The organism is Brevibacillus sp. NPDC058079 (assembly GCF_042885155.1).
Classification (GTDB): domain Bacteria; phylum Bacillota; class Bacilli; order Brevibacillales; family Brevibacillaceae; genus Brevibacillus.
On record NZ_JBHVSO010000014.1, the window covers coordinates 67,154 to 83,473 of the forward strand.

Sequence of the window (16,320 nt, forward strand, 5' to 3'; positions counted from 1 at the left end):
GTTTGTAAAGTGAGGAAATGGTTAAGAGGCCCAACGGCAGCGGCTACTTTCGCCTTTCTGATTCTTTTGATGAATCTGTTTCCGCTGGTGGGCCTGGCAGCTTCCATTCAGTATCAAGGGCTGCAATACGAGGCACCGAAGTGGGATCAGCCAAATCTGGAGTCGCCACAATGGGAGCAGCTCAACCCACAAGCGCCGCAGTGGGAACAAATAAACCCACAGGCTCCTGATTGGGAAAAGCTGAACCCGCAGGCGCCGAACTGGGATCGAACGAATCCGCAAGCGCCGAATTGGGATCGGTTAAATCCGCAGGCACCTGATTTGCAGGGGCCAAGCGTCAATCACTCGAACCCGCAAGCGCCAAACGCAACCGCACCTGCACCGAATGTACAGATGCCTGCTTCGCAGCAACCCGGCGTCGATCCGGATAGCTCGAAACCGATGACGGAGACGCTTGAATACGGTGCAGTCAAATGGACGTTCAAGGACGTCATGGGCGGAACGCTGGCATACAGCGCTGATTTGCTCATGAATGGCGAAGTAGACATGGCAGCGGGACTTCGTGGCAAAGGCTTGTTCTTGGGAGATCTGGCGATAAAAGGCCTTGATCTTGCCTTCAAGAATACGCCGTATGTAAACACAGTAACTGGCTTGGGTGTCGATTCACTCGACGGGATGAACGCGTGGGCCAACTATCAATTTGTGTTGGCGCAATTGCCAAATAACAGTTTTCGGGATATTTTCCAAGGCGGTCAGCTGACGAATTCGGCAAATCCAACCGGCGTCAGAATGCCGGGAATCGTGAAAGGCTTAAATGTGGGCGTAGCAGCGATTAGCCTTCCGTTTGACATCATGGATACGATCGGCAGCTTTGGCATGGCGTTTGATCCGAGTCAGAATGAAGCTACACAAAATGAGAAATTTGTGGATGGCGCCGGTAATTTCGGCAGTGTGCTGATGGATGCAGGAGTCATTGCTTCCGTCATACCAGGTGGGCAGGCGGTAGGTGGTGTGCTTGTTGTCACTGGTGCGGTTTTGTGGGGATTGAGCAAACTCGTGAAGTACGCTGACAAGCTAGCCGGAGGAGCGATTACCCGTGGAATCCGGGATGGGGTCGGAAAAGCTGTTGGCTGGGTAAAATCCTTATTTGCGTAACGGAGGTCCTTGCTTATGAAAGTCGTGAATACACCACAGGTTCAGGCTCAGATCGAGCGGAATAAGCGTTTTTTAGAGAGGACAGAGCTGTATAATTACCCGGCCTACGTAGACGGAGAATATTACTACCATGTAGCGTACTGGAGATGGGGGAAAAAAGACGCTGTCGGGTACTTGGTGCTGCGACCAGATGGTGAAGTGGTACGCCGCAATGAAGCAGAGCCCATAGTGAAACTGTTTTTGGTGCATGCACATGCGGGGCGCAAGATTAAGAACAATCTGTCCATTGATAAGGATAAGCCGATCGAGATGTACGAGCAAAAATACGAGTATCTGAGGGCGCTTTTGCCCAGCTATCAGGATAAGATGGACACTGTGATACGGCAAGATACAGAGAAGCTGATCGACGTTTGCCAAACCATGATAGAAAGCCGGGACCAGCTGCGTGCCATTTATGCTCGAGGAATGGATCTGCTCAATCAATTTTTCGCGCGCAACTACGTCATCGCGGGAGAAGAAACGGCATTACGGGATGTGTTATTTGAATCCGACTACATTTTGTATGATCGCATTCGCAAGCAGGTACTGATCAAAGACTCGGTGGATCGACTTTACCAGTTTTTCAAATCCGATCGAGTAGAACTGGATCGGGTACAGGAGCAGAAACGAAAAAAGCTGAGCGACTTGCTCTCTGTTTATAAAGACAAAACGCTGCGAAATATTGCCGATGAATCCGTGAAAAGCTTTGAGACGCATACGACAGGGAAACATGAGTCTTTCCATTCGGTTGAACAGTTGCGGGAGGCCCACGAGAAGCTTAATATGACCATCTTGGAAAACGGGCTGATGGATAAGCTGCGAAACCCTTAACAGGAAAGGTGAGAGAAACCCATATGCATCCCTTCAAAGAAAGTATCCGTTTTTATGCACGGAACATCGAATCGTTGTTGCTCTTATCCGCCGTGCTCGTGGTTCCATTTTTTATCATCCACAACTTTACGCTGAATTACCTGAATCTGATCGCTGCGATCACGGGCGCCAAATTTGTCGCAAGCTTTTTCAATCTGTTTTTACTACTTCTGTTCTTGCTGATCCTCCAGATCCCTTTTGCCCAGTATGTCCAAAGTGATCTGGACGGCGATGAACGTCCGATTCGAAAAGCATTTCGGACTTTTTTTGAACACAGCTTTTCCGTATTCGTATTTGGGATCGTGTTTAGCTTTCTTGTCTCTACAGGAATGATGCTGTTCATGATACCCGGGTTGATTCTGATGATCTTGTTCTATTTGACGCCGTTTTTTGTGGTGCTGAAAAAACAATCGGCTTGGCGCTGCTTGCGAGCTGCTATGGAAATGGGCAAAAAGCATTTCTTCCAAATCTTTGGCCTGTTGCTAATGGTGAGTGTGGTGGAATGGCTAATCAGTATGGCGGGCTTGTTCCTCGTCACGTCTATTACGGCGACCTTCGGGGCGGTTATGTTTATTGAGTTGTTGCTCAATGTGATTGTTCTTCCGTTTTTTGCAGTCATGTTCATGATGTACGTGAATAAATGGAAGGACGAGGCGGCAGGAGCGGAAGCGGCTGTGGCAGGGGGATTGCTGCTCGATGAAAGGTAGCTTGCAAATAAGTTCGAGAGGAGATGAGCGAAGAATGCGCCTGAAGAAGATCGTTTCCAATGAAAAGGGCTCGGTCACCGTAGAGTTTATCGCCATACTGCCGTTCGTCTTTCTGATCATGCTGATTTGCTGGCAGTTTCTTGTGGGCGTCTACGGCGTAATCATCTCTCAGTCGGCAGCAAATGAGGCGGCGAAGGTGTACGCCATAACGGGAAACTCGGGAGAAGCTATACAAGCTGCCAAAAACGTGGTGAACGCGGCAGGAGGCTACATTTCCTTCGATGAGGGCGATATCACATGGGATGGCAACGGATATTTTACGGCTAAGGTCGGTGTGCAGATGGAGCTGGGATTTCTTCCTGACTGGCTCTATATCAAAGAGGAAGACCGATATATCTCGTTTGATCGGGAAATGAAGAGCAGGGTGATGAACTAGATGGTACGTATACTGCGTCACTTGCAAAATGAACGTGGAAATATGACGATCTTCACCCTGACGATTTACTGGTTTATGTTCATGCTGGTGTTTGTTGCGCTTTTCAACTTTTCGACCATTTTTGTAGACAAGGAGCAGGCGTCGAACAGTGCGCAGCAGGCGAGTATTGCGGCGGTGAAGGATATTTATGATGAGATGGAAAAAGCTATATTGCTGTATGATACGTCAATCAATGCGCAGTTCAATCCAGATTATGTCTGGCCGAAGGTAAAGCTTGCAATGAATCATCTTGCGGCTGCACATCCGGATTGGTCCAATAGCGAGATCAAATATGGAGCAATTGACAGGGCATTGAACAGTGCATTACCTGGAAATTTTCAGTTGCAAGCTTATGTATATGCAGGGTTATCGAATGCAAAAGCCAAAATTCCGGGCGTAGTGCGCAAAGTGCTAGTGGATAACAAAGCAACGCTCAGCGGTTCGTCTATCAAATTGTTCAATAGTGAAAAGCGGATTGAAGTAAAAACTTCTGTGGAATACAACTCAGAATCGATGGGGTTTGACTTCATTCCCGCTTACTCCGAGCAAATTTATCAGATGGGCGAAAGCAGACGGATCGGGTTTATAGATAAAGTTAATGACTGGTTTTACATCGAGATCCCTATTCTCGGATGATGAGGGCTGGAGGAAATAGTCCTCGCCATCGGTATGCCTTTTATCAAAAGAAACCATCTGGCGTTCATCCGAAAGAAAAACGCGGCGATCTGATCAACATGGCAACAAGGCAAGGAGGATAGGACCGAATGCGTAACACCAAAATGCGGATGTCGCTCATGATCAACAGCATCTTGATCATGCTGCTGCTTTCTGGCTGTTCACTGGGCGCAATAGGAGCGGGTACTGGGATTCGGCAAAATCAATGGCCGCAGACGACACAGGAATTGATTGCTTCACAGCCCGGACCGCTTGCTGGCACACAATTTTTCCACGCAGCTTATCCGCATCGAGCTGAGATCATACAGGTTTTGGATAAAATGCCTACCCTGGTCGACGGGATGAATGAAGCGTACATGGATTTGTACTGGAATCAGCTACTCACTTTGTTTTCCGAGGATTACCTCAGTCCCAAAATGGTTGTAGACCGCTGGAGAATGGCTTCGTATGGGAGTCCGGACATCGAGGACGCCCGCTTTCAGTTTCGGGAAAATTTCAATGTAGAAATCATCCTGGATGCAAGCGGTAGCATGGCTGGGAAAATTGGGGACAAAACGAAAATGCAGCTCGCCAAGGAAGCGATCCAGGAATTCGCGGAAGCACTGCCTGAAGAGGCGAGAATCTCGCTGCGCGTGTATGGACATAAGGGCAGCAATGCGGATGAGCATAAACAGCTCTCCTGTGGTAGCAGTGAGATGGTCTATCCATTGCAAGCCTACGATGCGAAAGGTCTTGAGCAAGCACTTGGCATGTTTGAGCCGACGGGCTGGACATCCATTGCGCACTCCTTGCGTCTCGCTCAGGAGGATTTGGCGGGATTCGAAGCGGATAAAAATACGAATGTCATCTATCTGGTCAGTGACGGTATCGAGACGTGCGATGGCAATCCGGTGGCAGTAGCCAAGGAATTGTCCCAGTCCAAAATTATGCCGTTGTTAAACGTCATCGGTTTTGACGTGAATGCAGAAGGGCAGAAGCAATTGAAGGAGATTGCCCACGCGTCAGAAGGTCTGTATGCAAATGTGACGAACCGCGAGCAGTTCAAGCAAGAGCTGGAACGCGCGAAAGAAATTGCCCAGAAGTGGGAGCAGTGGAAACGAGATGCTTTGACAGAAGCAGACGCCGTGCTGATCGACCGCAAAAAATGGGTGGATGCTTACGACCGGGACTGGTACGAGAAAAACTGGCGGGAGAGCTTGAACATCGGAATGGCGATCGAGCATTTGTCTGCGAGTGGCAAGATTGGCAATGAAGCGAGGGAGTACCTTACTGGGAAAAGGCAAGAAAGAGAAGCGTTGGCTACACAGTCCAAGGAGGAGCTTACCAATTACTTGGTGAGTCTCACAACCGAGACCTATCAGGAAATGAGAGAGGAAATTGAGGATAAATACAGCGGAAACTAACAGCAATGGGTTCTCCGTTACAAAAGCGATTGCGGTCGTAACGGAGAACCCACTGTAATTGTAAAGGATTAGGGTGCGTCAATCATACGTGAACGTAACGACCTGTTGCAGGCCTGGGTCCACTCCGATTGCCACATCATTTAGGCCATCTGTGTAATAAAAGTAACGCTTGGCGTCATTGGAATGAGCGTCAGAAGCTTTCACCAATTGGAAGTCGTTTGTCGCAAGCAGGTTTTTCGAGCGGATGAAATCTGATGCCGTCTTTTCCAAATCTGCTTCTGTCATCGTTTTTGTCGCCATTTCTCCGTTTATTCCAATAACGTCAATCGACAGAGAAAGAATTTGCTTTGACCTCGGTTCGATGATGGCGTGAAAGCCATGGACATCGCCACTCACAGGTTCGCGTTTCAGTACGGCGTGAACAGGTACTCCTCTGTATACCGAATTGGTTGGGTCCTCCAGCGTGATTTCCCGATCAGTCATATCAACATCCATCTGATAATATTGTCTAACAGCGGCTGCAGCGATTTGCGCCGCTTCTTCTTTTCCGAGCCCGTGTACTGTATCTGGTGAACTGGAGGAGCATCCCATTAACAAAAAGACGAGAAGCGCCGTGCCCAGCCATGCGAACTTTTTCATTGTGAACCCTCCAGCCATCCCAAGTCATACGTGTAGTCTTTTTTTATCCTAACAGGGATTGTTTCGACTCCCTATCGATTAACCTTTCCATTACCTTACGATGTTGTAAGCTTCGAGAAAAATGTAGGGAGTGACAGGACTTTGGGCAAAAAAGACGAAAAATTCGGAGTATGAGCATTGCATGTGAAAAACGAGGGGGCAAATGGAATGAACGCTATCGAGCTGAATCAAGCGCTTCAAATGTATGCGAGGACTGAGACCTTTCCTGTAGGAGTTAGCATCCGAAAAGAAGAAGCCGCTCTGCCGTCAAAGGCAAAGCGACCTGTCCGTGATCTGGGTTATCCGATTACCATTTGCCAAGCTGTCGGTTTTTCAAGGCGTTATGGCTGGAGCATCGCGATGAATGGAGCCGATCTGTCCTGTCCGATCGCGCAGGTGGCTTTTGGCTATGAAGAGCAGCCAGCGTTTTATTCAGAGGGTCATCTCGCCTGTGGGATGTATACAGATTCACTGGAAAATGGGGCGAAAAGCGAGCTGGATGTTCCGAAATTTTCAGCAGAAGAAAGCGGCTACTACGTATCATTTCCACTGGAGCGAGCAGAGATCGAGCCAGATGTCGTCGTGATTTACGGCAATGCGGCACAGGTCATGCGATTGGTGGCGGGGATGCTGTACAAGCGCGGTGGGTCGATTCCTTCCACCTTTTCCAGTCGGGCCGACTGTGCGGACATTGCCATCAAACCGATCCAGACGGGACAGCCGCAAGTGATCGTACCGTGTTATGGCGACAGATTGTTTGCCCAGACACAGGATCATGAGATGGCCTTCAGCTTTCATTTTCGCGATGCCGCCGAGCTGGTGGAGGGATTAGTCGGAACGCAAAAAGGCGGAATCCGCTACCCGATCCCGTCTTTCTTGCGTTATCAGGCAGAGTTTCCACCGACCTATCAAAAGCTTGCGGGGATGTTTGGAGAAAAAAACTAACCCTTCAGTCGGTTGAGCTGGAGCAGGTGATGACGATAGTGCATTTCTACGACGGCAAACCATTCCTTGGCCGTCAGCGGACCGAAGGCTGGGTGAGCCGCCGTGTGATGCGCAGGAATTTCGTCTAGAGTCGGTTCCAGCTCTTTCATTTGTGTGAGCACGCTGATGAGTCCATCATGCAATTGCTCCTTGCTCTCCGGTTGTGAGGGTGTGTACTCCGGGGAGGCAGGGACTTTCACGCGAATGGGAGGCAAGGAGCCTTGAGCAAATATCGTCTGCCCGATCTCGGATTTTTCGGTACCTGCTTCTGTGACAGCAGGACCTCCTTGTCTACACTTCTCGATACTTCCCAGTTGAAAATACCGGGCAGATTGGATCAAGTGAAGGTACATTTGACCGATCGACCATTCATCTTCACTTGGTTTTTGCAAGAGTTGTTCCATGGTGAAGCCTTCTAATTCATGCAGGTAGTGGTTTGTCACGTCTTCAAATTTTTTCACGATTTCCTTTGTATTCATGGGCGAATCAGCTCCTCTTGGTTTTCTTGCTTTTATCATATTCGAACGCTACTGACAGCAGTATGTCAGTAGCGTTCGAATAATTGTTTGGCTTCTTCGCGCATTCGGCTACGCAAGGATTCAGGCGTAAGAACAACCGCATCAGCCCCCAGCCCCAGTACCCAAGACAATATTTCTTCGATTTGTCTGACGCGCAATCTGACGAGAAAGCCGTCCGGATGCTCTGTAATCTCTTCTATAAAAAAATAGCCCGATTCTTTTACCCGATCAGCGACAGCTGTGCTGATGATGATCTGCACCTCCAGGGATCGATCGTCGAGAGGCTTGTATTCTTCAAAATTGAAATGGTCAGGGAGGATAAAGCGGTCTTCCAATACAATCAGGCCGCTCATGCGTGACAGGCGGAATCGACGAATAGCCTGTCGCAGATCGCAATGAGCGAGTAATGTCCAAGAATCACGAACCAGCACTAGACCATATGGAGCAACGTCACGCACTGTTTCACGATCGTCACCCTCCCCAGGTGTGCCCCTCCGATAGCGAAACCGCACCTTCCGTTCATTGATGATCGCATCGTGGAGGAGTTGTGCATGCGCTTTTTCCTGCTCGCGCAAATTGTTCGCTCTGGGGCTTATGAGGCGAAAGGTTGAGCGGATACGGCTGGCTTGTTCGCCTACATCGGCAGACAGGATCGCTTCTACTTTGCGCTGTACGGCTCTTGCGCTATTGCCAAAGTTTTGGTCAAATGCTTGCTCGACCAAGTCTGCTCCGATCAAGAGTGCAACGGCTTCTTCTACCGAAAAACTGACGGGCGGCAGAAAATATCCTTCCATTAACGAATAGCCCTGACCCGGTGCCCCAACGATGGGGACGCCTGCTTCGCTCAATGCCTGCATATCACGATAAATCGTCCGGATGCTCGTCTCGAAGGTCGCGGACAAATCTTCTGCGCGTAACGTACCTTTGCGCTGCAGCTCCAGAACGATTGCCAACAAACGGTCTGTTTTGTTCATGCTCTGACCCCCTCTCTATCCAGCTAGCATCTTTATAAAAATGAATGGCCAACTTTAAAATTATTTTATATTTACCCTACTTTTTATTTTAACAGTTTTCCCTATCCTACATGTGTAAGTGAAGGAGGAACTGTAAATGAAAAAGAGGGTTTTTTGGCTTGTGATGCTTTTGCTGTTTGGATATATCGTGATTCAAAAAATAGCAGATGGACCACCTAATATTGGGGGACACACTGAAGCGTTGGGAGAGGCTACCGAGGTGGAGCACCAATCGATACAAATAACAAAGGATCAAATTTATCAAGGAGACCTTCTCTTGGTCAATAAAGAGTATCCGGTTCATGAGGCAGGGGTAAAAAACGATGTGGTTCGGTTGTCTGAGAATGAAGAACTGTTACAAGGCTATCGTTTGCTCGATCACAGAATCGAAGTGTCAGAGAGTGTAGCCAAAGAATTTTTGGAGATGATCAAAGCTGCGCAGCAAGATAACGTGAGCCACTTTATCCTGAACAGCGGTTATCGAGGCAAGGAAGAACAAGATCAGCTATATGCAGAAATGGGGCCAGCGTATGCGATGCCGAGCGGTTACAGCGAACATAATGTAGGTTCCGCGCTTGATATTGGATCGACGCAAATGAAAATGGAGCGCGCCCCTGAAGGCAAGTGGTTGAAAGATTATTCATGGAAATACGGTTTTATTTTGCGCTACCCAAAGGACAAGGTAGCCATTACAGGAACGGAATTCGAGCCTTGGCATTTCCGATATGTTGGTTTGCCGCATAGTGCGATCATGAAGCAGAATAACTTTTCGCTCGAGGAATACTTGGATTACCTAAAAGACGAAAGAAGGATCTCCGTGACAAACGATGGGAAGATCTATGAAATTAACTACTACCCTGTCGATCAAGAGATGACGCTCAAAGTACCGATTGCTAGCAACTATGAGATTTCGGGTGACAACATGAGCGGCGTGATTGTAACAAGCTACGTGAACAGAAAAGAAGGAGTGAATGAGTATGAATAAATTGACTGTAGCGATTTTGTTTGGGGGATGTTCTTCGGAGTATGAAGTATCTCTTAAATCTACGAGTTCGGTGCTGGAGAGTTTGTGTCTGGAAAAGTATGAGGTGATTTTGCTAGGAATTACGAGGGAAGGGCAATGGCTGCGATATACCGGCAACATCGAAAGTATTCGAAATGACAGTTGGCATCAAAGTGAGAAGTGTGTGCCTGCCTTCCTTTCTCCTTGCAGACAGGTGCGGGGAATTGTTTCACAGGAGAACGGTACCATGACGGTCACGAAGGTTGATGTGGTGTTCCCGATTTTGCATGGAAAAAACGGAGAGGATGGAACGGTGCAAGGGCTATTGGAGCTCGCCGGAATTCCTTATGTCGGTTGTCACACGCTATCCTCTGCGATTTGTATGGATAAGGATATCGCCCACACGTTGGCGGAAAGCTCCGGTATCAAAACGCCAAGATCCGTTACCGTTTATCCAAATACTGATCTGGCAACTGTTCAATCTGCCACCGAAGCACTGGGATTCCCTTTATATGTCAAACCGGCAAAGGCAGGGTCTTCCATTGGGATTACGAAAGCATACAGCCCATCAGAATTGGTCATCGGGATAGAAAACGCCCTTTTGCATGATGACAAAGTAGTCATCGAGGAAAACATCGTGGGATTTGAGGTAGGCTGCGCGGTACTAGGAAATCGTGAGGTTATTGTGGGGGAAGTGGATGAGATCGAATTGCTCCAAGGCTTTTTCAATTATACAGAAAAGTATTCATTGGAGACTGCCCATATCCATGTTCCAGCAAGAATTGACGAAGAGCTCGCTCATAAAATCAAGCAAACAGCGACCCATCTCTATCAGGTTTTTGGCTGTCGTGGCTTCGCTCGCGTGGATATGTTTGTCACACCAGACGGAGACATTGTGTTTAACGAAGTGAATACGATCCCCGGCTTTACCTCGAAAAGCAGGTATCCAAGCATGCTGCGTGCTGCGGGGATTTCCTATAAAGAACTTCTTGATACATTGATTATGCTAGCGTTGGAGGAGGACTAATCGATGACACAACTTCACGTCTCGACGATTTCTTTGAACAGCGACAATCTGCATCACGGCCATCTGATTTTGGTGAATCGCCAGTACCCGATCCGCTGGCAAACAGACGACGGTATCCTACTGAACCGCATGCGGCTGATCGATGGAGCACACAACAATATGATGCTGGAAAACACGGCTGCGAAGATGTTTGCCAAACTGCTGAAAGCCTGCAACGCAGAGCATACAATCGTACCTGTCAGTGGCTTTCGCAGCAAGACGGAACAAAAGGATATTTATGATCAATCCTTGCTCGAAAATGGACAGGTGTTTACTAGTCAATTTGTTGCGCGTCCGAATGAAAGTGAGCATCAGACAGGGCTTGCGATAGATGTAGGGGAGAAGAGAGAAGAGATCGATTTTATTTGCCCTTCTTTTCCCGATCATGGCGTATGCCGAATGTTTCGCCAACGTGCCAGTCAATATGGGTTTATCAAACGCTACGACAAAGACAAGGAACAGCTGACAGGGATTTCGGATGAGCCTTGGCATTTTCGGTATGTGGGCTATCCACATGCTGTTTTAATGGAAAAGCTTCAGCTTTGTCTGGAAGAGTATATCGAGTATGTGAAAAACTACGAATTTCATCAGGAGCATTTGCTAGTGGATGATGAGAGCATTGAAATCTACTATGTAAAGGCTAGCGATACAGTTACGCACATCCCGATTGTTGCTGGTGAGAAATACGAAATATCGGGCAACAACGTGGATGGATTTATCATTACAGTGTTTCATCAGGAGGCACGTAATGAACGTGGGGAGTGAAAAACAGTATGGCGGGCTGGATCAATTCCGCATCATTGCAGCGATCCTTGTCATCGCAATCCATACTTCTCCCCTGCTGTCCATTAGCGAATGGGCTGACTTTACACTGACACGAACAATTGCCAGGGTTGCGGTTCCATTTTTCTTTATGTGCACAGGATTTTTCTTCTTGCAAAAGCTTGGCACAGATCGCAACAGAAATGCGTCTATGCTGAAGCAGTTTTTATGGAAAGTAGGAAAGCTATATTTGCTTTCGATTCTTCTCTATCTTCCAGTGAATGTGTATGCAGGGTATTTTACAGATCAACTTACCGTATTTTCAGTCGTGAAAGACCTCTTGTTTAACGGGACCTTGTATCATCTGTGGTATTTCCCTGGCATTATGTTGGGGGTGTGTATTAGTACCTTTTTGTATACAAGACTATCCGCATGGAACACGTTTTGGGTGACTTTGCTGCTGTATGGCATCGGGCTATTGGGAGACAGTTACTATGGATTTGCACAGATGAATCCATATGTGGACAGTATCTATCAATCGATGTTTACCCTGTTTGATTACACGCGGAACGGTATATTTTTTGCCCCTGTGTTTATTGTCATGGGAGGGATGATTGCCAATACCCGCAGACGGAAAAAGAAAAAGGTCGCACCGTATGCCATCGGGTTTGTTTTGTTCGGAAGTATGCTGGTAATGGAAGGCTTGCTTTTACACGCTTATCAGCTGCAACGTCATGACAGTATGTATATTTTTTTGATACCGTGCATGTATTTTCTCTTTCAACTACTGTTGTTCTGGAAAGGCAAAAATCGCCCAATCTTACGAAAGCTGAGCCTGTATGTTTATGTCATTCATCCGCTGTGTGTTGTGCTCATTCGCGGAGCGGCCAAAGTAACGGGACTGACAGGGCTGCTTGTTGAAAACAGCTTGGTGCATTTTACATTGGTCACGGTGCTGTCGTTTGTTCTTTCTGTGATAGCGATGAGGCTGATCCAGCGCTTTCGAGGTGGGAAACCGGATCAAACAGGAAGAGCATGGGCTGATATCCATCTTCCTCATCTCCAACATAATGTCAGGGAAATCGAGCGGGTTCTCCCGAAGGATTGTGTAGTGATGGCAGTCGTCAAGGCGCAGTCATATGGCCACGGCGGATGGCAAATCGCGAGGTTCTTAAACAAGCTCGGGATTGATCACTTCGCAGTTGCCACAATCGATGAAGGAATCGAGCTACGGAAGAAAGGCGTAAAAGGGAAGATTCTGGTGCTTGGCTATACCGATGAACGACGGATACGCCAAATCGCCCGTTTCAGACTGACGCAAACCGTAGTAGATGACGAATATGCCCAAAAGCTGAATGGCTACAACGTGAAAATCCCTGTTCATATCAAGATCGACACGGGGATGGGGAGACTCGGGGAATCTTGGGAACACACAGAAAAAATTGCGGCCATGTATCGTTATAAAAATTTGCAGGTATGCGGTACCTTTACGCATCTGAGTGTGGCTGACAGTTTGGAAGCTTCGGATATCGAATACACGAAAAATCAAATCGCCCGTTTCCAAAAAGTGATCGAACAGCTGAAAGAAAAGGGGATCGATCCACAGAAGCTGCACGTTCAGAGCAGTTACGGCGTGCTGAATTACGGGGAGCTGCAATACGATTATGCTCGGATTGGGATCGCTCTCTACGGGATGTTGAGCAAGCAGGGCGATAAGGTAAAAACAAGCGTCGACCTACGGCCTGTGTTATCACTGAAAGCAAGAATTGTACAGGTGAAACAGGTGGAAAAAGGAGCATATGTGGGCTATGGACGCGCCCACACAGCGCAGAAAGACAGCAAGATTGCCATCGTATCCATCGGATATGCAGATGGGGTTCCGCGTATGCTGTCACAATCGGGCGCTACCTGCTTGATCAGAGGAAAAAGGAGACCGATTATTGGGTTTGTCTGCATGGATCAGCTTATTGTAGATATTACAGACATGGAAGAGGTGCAAAAAGGGGATGTTGTTACCTTTATCGGCAGAGATCAAGAAGAGGGTATCACTGCCGAGGAAATGGCCCATCAATGTAAAACCATTACGAACGAGCTGGTAAGCTGTTTGGGAGAACGTGTTAAACGAGTCTATCATGATTGATCTCTGGACGAAAATTGGGATAGGGAGTGGTTCATTTTTTCCATGGTGAAGAGGAGACATAGCTTTCGTTCCAAAATGCTTGGGCTTCTTGGGCTTGGCATGCTTCTGGCCGGTATCGTAACCTTTCTGCTTTATAAAGTACTCCAGTTTTACTATCGGATGGAGGTTAAGTACGAAGATCCGCTCGCCCAGGTTCGCCGTTTCATCAGGGAGATGGGGGATATCAATTTCTTTTTGCTTGTCTTTGCTCCCATTGCGATCTTGTATTTCTATCACCTGACCAAACGGTATGCGAGCTACTTTCGGGAGATTTCCACGGGCATTCATTATCTCGCCAGTGGAGACTTTACTCGGCATGTCCATATTCCATCCAATGATGAGTTCGCAGATATCGCCAAGGATATCAATCTGGCAAGTGAAATGCTGCAAAAGGCGGTAGAAAGAGGAGATTTCGCCGAAAGCAGCAAGGATCAGCTTGTTTTGAATCTGGCGCACGATTTACGCACACCGCTGACATCCGTACTGGGTTATTTAGATTTAGTTTTACGAGACGAGCAGATGCCAAAAGAACAAATGCGGCATTATGCGACGATTGCTTTTACCAAGTCGCAACGATTGGAAAAGCTGATTGATGAGCTCTTCGAAATTACGAGAATGAATTACGGCATGGTCAACCTCGAGCAAAAGGTCATTGATTTGAGTGAATTGCTTGTCCAGTTAAATGAAGAGATGTATCCTTCCTTTGAGAAAAATGAGCTAGTCGCACGATGTACGATTGCTGCTCAGTTAGTAATCGTGGGAGATGGAGAGCTGTTGGCGCGCGTATTTGAGAATATCCTGACCAACGCGATACGCTACGGGGGCGATGGCCAATTTATCGATTTGAACGCTTATCGTGAGGGCGATGAAGTGGTCGTACAAATCATGAATTACGGTGACCAGATACCTGAGGAGGCGCTGCCGCATATTTTTGAAATGTTTTTTACGGGCGATAAAGCGCGAACGCATCAAGGGGGAGGCACAGGACTCGGCCTGTTTATTGCAAAAAATATCGTCGAGAAGCATCGGGGAACGATTTCTGTTCAAAGTGATTTGATTCGTACATGTTTTGAGGTCAGGTTGCCGTATGGATGAAATGATCGCAAAAAAATGGAGACGCTTCAATGTCTCCATTTTTTTTATTGCATGATTCATGGGAATTCAAATTTTAACAGAATATTCTTATAACGAAACGAATTAACTTTGGGGGAGTTATGAATAAATACACATGGACATTGATAGGTGCGGTAATTGTTGCTGGAATATCATTGGCTACTTGGGCTGGGGCCATTAACCAAGGGGATAAGGAAGCACTACAGGCATATAAAAAAATGGAACAGGCACGTAACCAAGAGAACAAACCCTTAAGAAAATCGAGTAGGAATGTAACCCTGTCAGACTTTTCAATTCAGGGAGCTGTTTTACCAGAAGCAGATAAAATACGTAAATACAACGATACGAATATGCAAGGACTAAGACAAACCAACTAGAAATGGGAAGTAAATCTGAATAAAGCGTATAAAGCTAGCTGTTGGCTTTTCACGGAGATAGATGTTCAAGGGCCACTCCAGACAAGGCTTCGAAAAAACAAGAAAGCCGGGTCCCCGCTAGAGGACTCGGCATTTATATCCAATTTCATTATCCGATGAATTCTTGTACCCAGTATCCATTCACAAAGCCTACACCGATTTTGGTGAAGGAAGGATTCATGATGTTTTGACGGTGTCCTTCACTGTTCATCCATTGGTTCATGACTTCCTCAGCGGTGCGTTGACCCATGGCGATGTTCTCACCCGCGGTCATAGAAGATACACCGAATTGTTTCATCATGTCAAATGGAGAGCCATACGTAGGGCTTGTATGGTCAAAGTAGTTGTTGTTGGACATATCAGCCGCTTTTGCTTGTGCAACTTTGTTCAGGGAAGCATCCAGTTCCACTGGCTTCAGACCTGCTTTTGCACGCTCTTGGTTTACCAAATCAGTTACTTGCTTCCCAACAGAGGAAGCATCCACTTGTTGGTTAGCTTGTTTTACTGGCTGTTGAGCTGGCTGCTGTTGATTCGCTGGTGCTGCGTAAGGTGCTTGCATTTGCGGTTGGACAGGTTGCATATATGGTTGATACCCGTATTGCGGACATGTGGTAGCGGCAGAAGCTGTGTTAGAAAAGCCGGAAAGAACAAATCCCAATCCCAATGTCGCGATTGCAATAGTACCAAGGCGTTTCATATTCACATCGTCTCCTTTTTTTTGCCTACGAGGTTAGTTGACGGATTCGGATTGAGGAAACAACCCTACGCACTTTGGCGATTCACCCCATGCAGATCTCTCATCTGCAAGTAAAAAAGATCCCCCGCACTTCCATTCGAGAGGAAGTTTCGGCTGTTTTGTTTGGCATGACCTAGAATAACAGAGATTCACCGGTGAAAGAAACCCGTAAAATTTGGTAGGATTAATAAGAATATCTCTTGTTTTATTGAGAGGGTGGAGTCCGACACTCACTTGTCTTGCATCGGCAACGCCAGACCGCTCGAACAAGCGCTTCAGCACGCAGCTACTGAAATGCTCTCCTTGCTAGTCGAAGACTATCGGCTCTCGGTAAATGAAGCAAGCCTGCTGCTCGGCCAAGTCGTCGAATATGAGGTGGCCAACGTGTTCAATCCCGCTTACAGTGTCGCCTGTAAAATTCCAAAAGCATATTTACCTGTTCGCAAATCCTAGCCGCTCAATCGCTTAAGTGGGGTCTGACGTTAAAAGTTGAGTCAGAAAAAGGGATGCGCATATGATCGGCGGCTG

The 16,320-nt window shown here is 47.3% G+C and carries 18 protein-coding genes and 1 riboswitch; of the genes, 14 read left to right on the forward strand and 4 right to left on the reverse strand.

Features of this window, described 5'->3' with window-relative positions:
• Positions 1–9 precede the first annotated feature (9 nt).
• From ACFVS2_RS29335 to ACFVS2_RS29360, 6 genes are all read left to right on the forward strand, one after another.
• Complete coding sequence (locus ACFVS2_RS29335; RefSeq protein ID WP_390239859.1) at positions 10–1,155, forward strand: hypothetical protein; 1,146 nt, start codon at positions 10–12, stop codon at positions 1,153–1,155.
• 15 nt (positions 1,156–1,170) lie between these two features.
• Entirely contained in the window at positions 1,171–2,025 is an 855-nt protein-coding gene (locus tag ACFVS2_RS29340; RefSeq protein WP_390239861.1) for a hypothetical protein, read from the forward strand.
• Between the two features lie 23 nt (positions 2,026–2,048).
• A complete protein-coding gene (locus ACFVS2_RS29345; protein WP_390239863.1) occupies positions 2,049–2,771 on the forward strand; it encodes a YciC family protein in 723 nt (240 codons plus the stop codon).
• A gap of 34 nt (positions 2,772–2,805) precedes the next feature.
• Positions 2,806–3,207 (forward strand): TadE/TadG family type IV pilus assembly protein, encoded by a 402-nt coding sequence (locus ACFVS2_RS29350; protein ID WP_390239865.1) that lies wholly within the window; start codon positions 2,806–2,808, stop codon positions 3,205–3,207.
• Complete coding sequence (locus ACFVS2_RS29355) at positions 3,208–3,882, forward strand: Tad domain-containing protein (protein ID WP_390239867.1); 675 nt, start codon at positions 3,208–3,210, stop codon at positions 3,880–3,882.
• Between the two features lie 128 nt (positions 3,883–4,010).
• On the forward strand, positions 4,011–5,324 hold the full coding sequence (locus ACFVS2_RS29360; RefSeq protein WP_390239869.1) for a VWA domain-containing protein: 1,314 nt from the start codon (positions 4,011–4,013) through the stop codon (positions 5,322–5,324).
• Between the two features lie 78 nt (positions 5,325–5,402).
• Here ACFVS2_RS29360 and ACFVS2_RS29365 read toward each other — a convergent pair whose 3' ends face one another.
• A complete protein-coding gene (locus ACFVS2_RS29365) occupies positions 5,403–5,963 on the reverse strand; it encodes a hypothetical protein (RefSeq protein ID WP_173618387.1) in 561 nt (186 codons plus the stop codon).
• Between the two features lie 207 nt (positions 5,964–6,170).
• Between ACFVS2_RS29365 and ACFVS2_RS29370 the strand changes: the two genes are divergently transcribed.
• A complete protein-coding gene (locus tag ACFVS2_RS29370) occupies positions 6,171–6,947 on the forward strand; it encodes a DUF169 domain-containing protein (RefSeq protein WP_173618386.1) in 777 nt (258 codons plus the stop codon).
• On the opposite strand, the gene ACFVS2_RS29375 is transcribed toward ACFVS2_RS29370, so the two are convergent.
• Together ACFVS2_RS29375 and ACFVS2_RS29380 are read right to left on the reverse strand one after the other, a co-directional pair.
• A complete protein-coding gene (locus ACFVS2_RS29375) occupies positions 6,944–7,465 on the reverse strand; it encodes a DinB family protein (protein WP_390239871.1) in 522 nt (173 codons plus the stop codon). The genes ACFVS2_RS29370 and ACFVS2_RS29375 overlap by 4 nt on opposite strands.
• Before the next feature lie 65 nt (positions 7,466–7,530).
• Positions 7,531–8,478, reverse strand: a complete 948-nt coding sequence (locus ACFVS2_RS29380) for a helix-turn-helix transcriptional regulator (RefSeq protein ID WP_390239873.1) — start codon at positions 8,476–8,478, stop codon at positions 7,531–7,533.
• A gap of 136 nt (positions 8,479–8,614) precedes the next feature.
• Between ACFVS2_RS29380 and ACFVS2_RS29385 the strand changes: the two genes are divergently transcribed.
• The 6 genes from ACFVS2_RS29385 to ACFVS2_RS29410 all read left to right on the forward strand — a co-directional run bounded on the left by ACFVS2_RS29385 (position 8,615) and on the right by ACFVS2_RS29410 (position 15,017).
• A complete protein-coding gene (locus ACFVS2_RS29385; RefSeq protein WP_390239875.1) occupies positions 8,615–9,502 on the forward strand; it encodes a M15 family metallopeptidase in 888 nt (295 codons plus the stop codon).
• The gene (gene vanG / locus ACFVS2_RS29390) at positions 9,495–10,547 is read left to right on the forward strand and encodes a D-alanine--D-serine ligase VanG (RefSeq protein WP_390239877.1); all 1,053 of its coding nucleotides are present in this window, start codon (positions 9,495–9,497) and stop codon (positions 10,545–10,547) included. Before ACFVS2_RS29385 ends, vanG begins: the two co-directional genes overlap by 8 nt.
• 3 nt (positions 10,548–10,550) lie before the next feature.
• Positions 10,551–11,351 carry a M15 family metallopeptidase gene (locus tag ACFVS2_RS29395; RefSeq protein WP_390239879.1) on the forward strand — a complete coding sequence of 267 codons (801 nt, stop codon included), beginning with the start codon at positions 10,551–10,553 and terminating at the stop codon, positions 11,349–11,351.
• Positions 11,335–13,488, forward strand: a complete 2,154-nt coding sequence (vanT, locus tag ACFVS2_RS29400; RefSeq protein WP_390239881.1) for a serine racemase VanT catalytic subunit — start codon at positions 11,335–11,337, stop codon at positions 13,486–13,488. The genes ACFVS2_RS29395 and vanT overlap by 17 nt, the downstream gene beginning before the upstream one ends.
• 42 nt (positions 13,489–13,530) lie before the next feature.
• Positions 13,531–14,622 carry a HAMP domain-containing sensor histidine kinase gene (locus ACFVS2_RS29405; protein ID WP_390239883.1) on the forward strand — a complete coding sequence of 364 codons (1,092 nt, stop codon included), beginning with the start codon at positions 13,531–13,533 and terminating at the stop codon, positions 14,620–14,622.
• 119 nt (positions 14,623–14,741) lie between these two features.
• Positions 14,742–15,017: a hypothetical protein gene (locus ACFVS2_RS29410; RefSeq protein WP_390239885.1), complete on the forward strand. Its 276-nt coding sequence runs from the start codon at positions 14,742–14,744 to the stop codon at positions 15,015–15,017.
• 148 nt (positions 15,018–15,165) lie between these two features.
• On the opposite strand, the gene ACFVS2_RS29415 is transcribed toward ACFVS2_RS29410, so the two are convergent.
• A complete protein-coding gene (locus ACFVS2_RS29415; RefSeq protein ID WP_007717300.1) occupies positions 15,166–15,753 on the reverse strand; it encodes a CAP domain-containing protein in 588 nt (195 codons plus the stop codon).
• A gap of 7 nt (positions 15,754–15,760) precedes the next feature.
• A riboswitch (cyclic di-AMP (ydaO/yuaA leader) is annotated at positions 15,761–15,918 on the reverse strand.
• A gap of 108 nt (positions 15,919–16,026) precedes the next feature.
• Between ACFVS2_RS29415 and ACFVS2_RS29420 the strand changes: the two genes are divergently transcribed.
• A complete protein-coding gene (locus ACFVS2_RS29420; protein WP_390239887.1) occupies positions 16,027–16,245 on the forward strand; it encodes a hypothetical protein in 219 nt (72 codons plus the stop codon).
• The last annotated feature ends 75 nt before the right edge of the window (positions 16,246–16,320 follow it).

Coding starts and splice junctions, on each gene's coding strand:
- vanG (WP_390239877.1), top strand. CDS start 9,495: ATGAATAAATTGACTGTAGCGATTTTGTTTGGGGGATGTTCTTCGGAG.
- ACFVS2_RS29395 (WP_390239879.1), top strand. CDS start 10,551: ATGACACAACTTCACGTCTCGACGATTTCTTTGAACAGCGACAATCTG.
- ACFVS2_RS29380 (WP_390239873.1), bottom strand. CDS start 8,478: ATGAACAAAACAGACCGTTTGTTGGCAATCGTTCTGGAGCTGCAGCGC.
- ACFVS2_RS29415 (WP_007717300.1), bottom strand. CDS start 15,753: ATGAAACGCCTTGGTACTATTGCAATCGCGACATTGGGATTGGGATTT.
- ACFVS2_RS29355 (WP_390239867.1), top strand. CDS start 3,208: ATGGTACGTATACTGCGTCACTTGCAAAATGAACGTGGAAATATGACG.
- vanT (WP_390239881.1), top strand. CDS start 11,335: ATGAACGTGGGGAGTGAAAAACAGTATGGCGGGCTGGATCAATTCCGC.
- ACFVS2_RS29350 (WP_390239865.1), top strand. CDS start 2,806: ATGCGCCTGAAGAAGATCGTTTCCAATGAAAAGGGCTCGGTCACCGTA.
- ACFVS2_RS29340 (WP_390239861.1), top strand. CDS start 1,171: ATGAAAGTCGTGAATACACCACAGGTTCAGGCTCAGATCGAGCGGAAT.
- ACFVS2_RS29375 (WP_390239871.1), bottom strand. CDS start 7,465: ATGAATACAAAGGAAATCGTGAAAAAATTTGAAGACGTGACAAACCAC.
- ACFVS2_RS29370 (WP_173618386.1), top strand. CDS start 6,171: ATGAACGCTATCGAGCTGAATCAAGCGCTTCAAATGTATGCGAGGACT.
- ACFVS2_RS29385 (WP_390239875.1), top strand. CDS start 8,615: ATGAAAAAGAGGGTTTTTTGGCTTGTGATGCTTTTGCTGTTTGGATAT.
- ACFVS2_RS29405 (WP_390239883.1), top strand. CDS start 13,531: ATGGTGAAGAGGAGACATAGCTTTCGTTCCAAAATGCTTGGGCTTCTT.
- ACFVS2_RS29365 (WP_173618387.1), bottom strand. CDS start 5,963: ATGAAAAAGTTCGCATGGCTGGGCACGGCGCTTCTCGTCTTTTTGTTA.
- ACFVS2_RS29345 (WP_390239863.1), top strand. CDS start 2,049: ATGCATCCCTTCAAAGAAAGTATCCGTTTTTATGCACGGAACATCGAA.
- ACFVS2_RS29360 (WP_390239869.1), top strand. CDS start 4,011: ATGCGTAACACCAAAATGCGGATGTCGCTCATGATCAACAGCATCTTG.
- ACFVS2_RS29410 (WP_390239885.1), top strand. CDS start 14,742: ATGAATAAATACACATGGACATTGATAGGTGCGGTAATTGTTGCTGGA.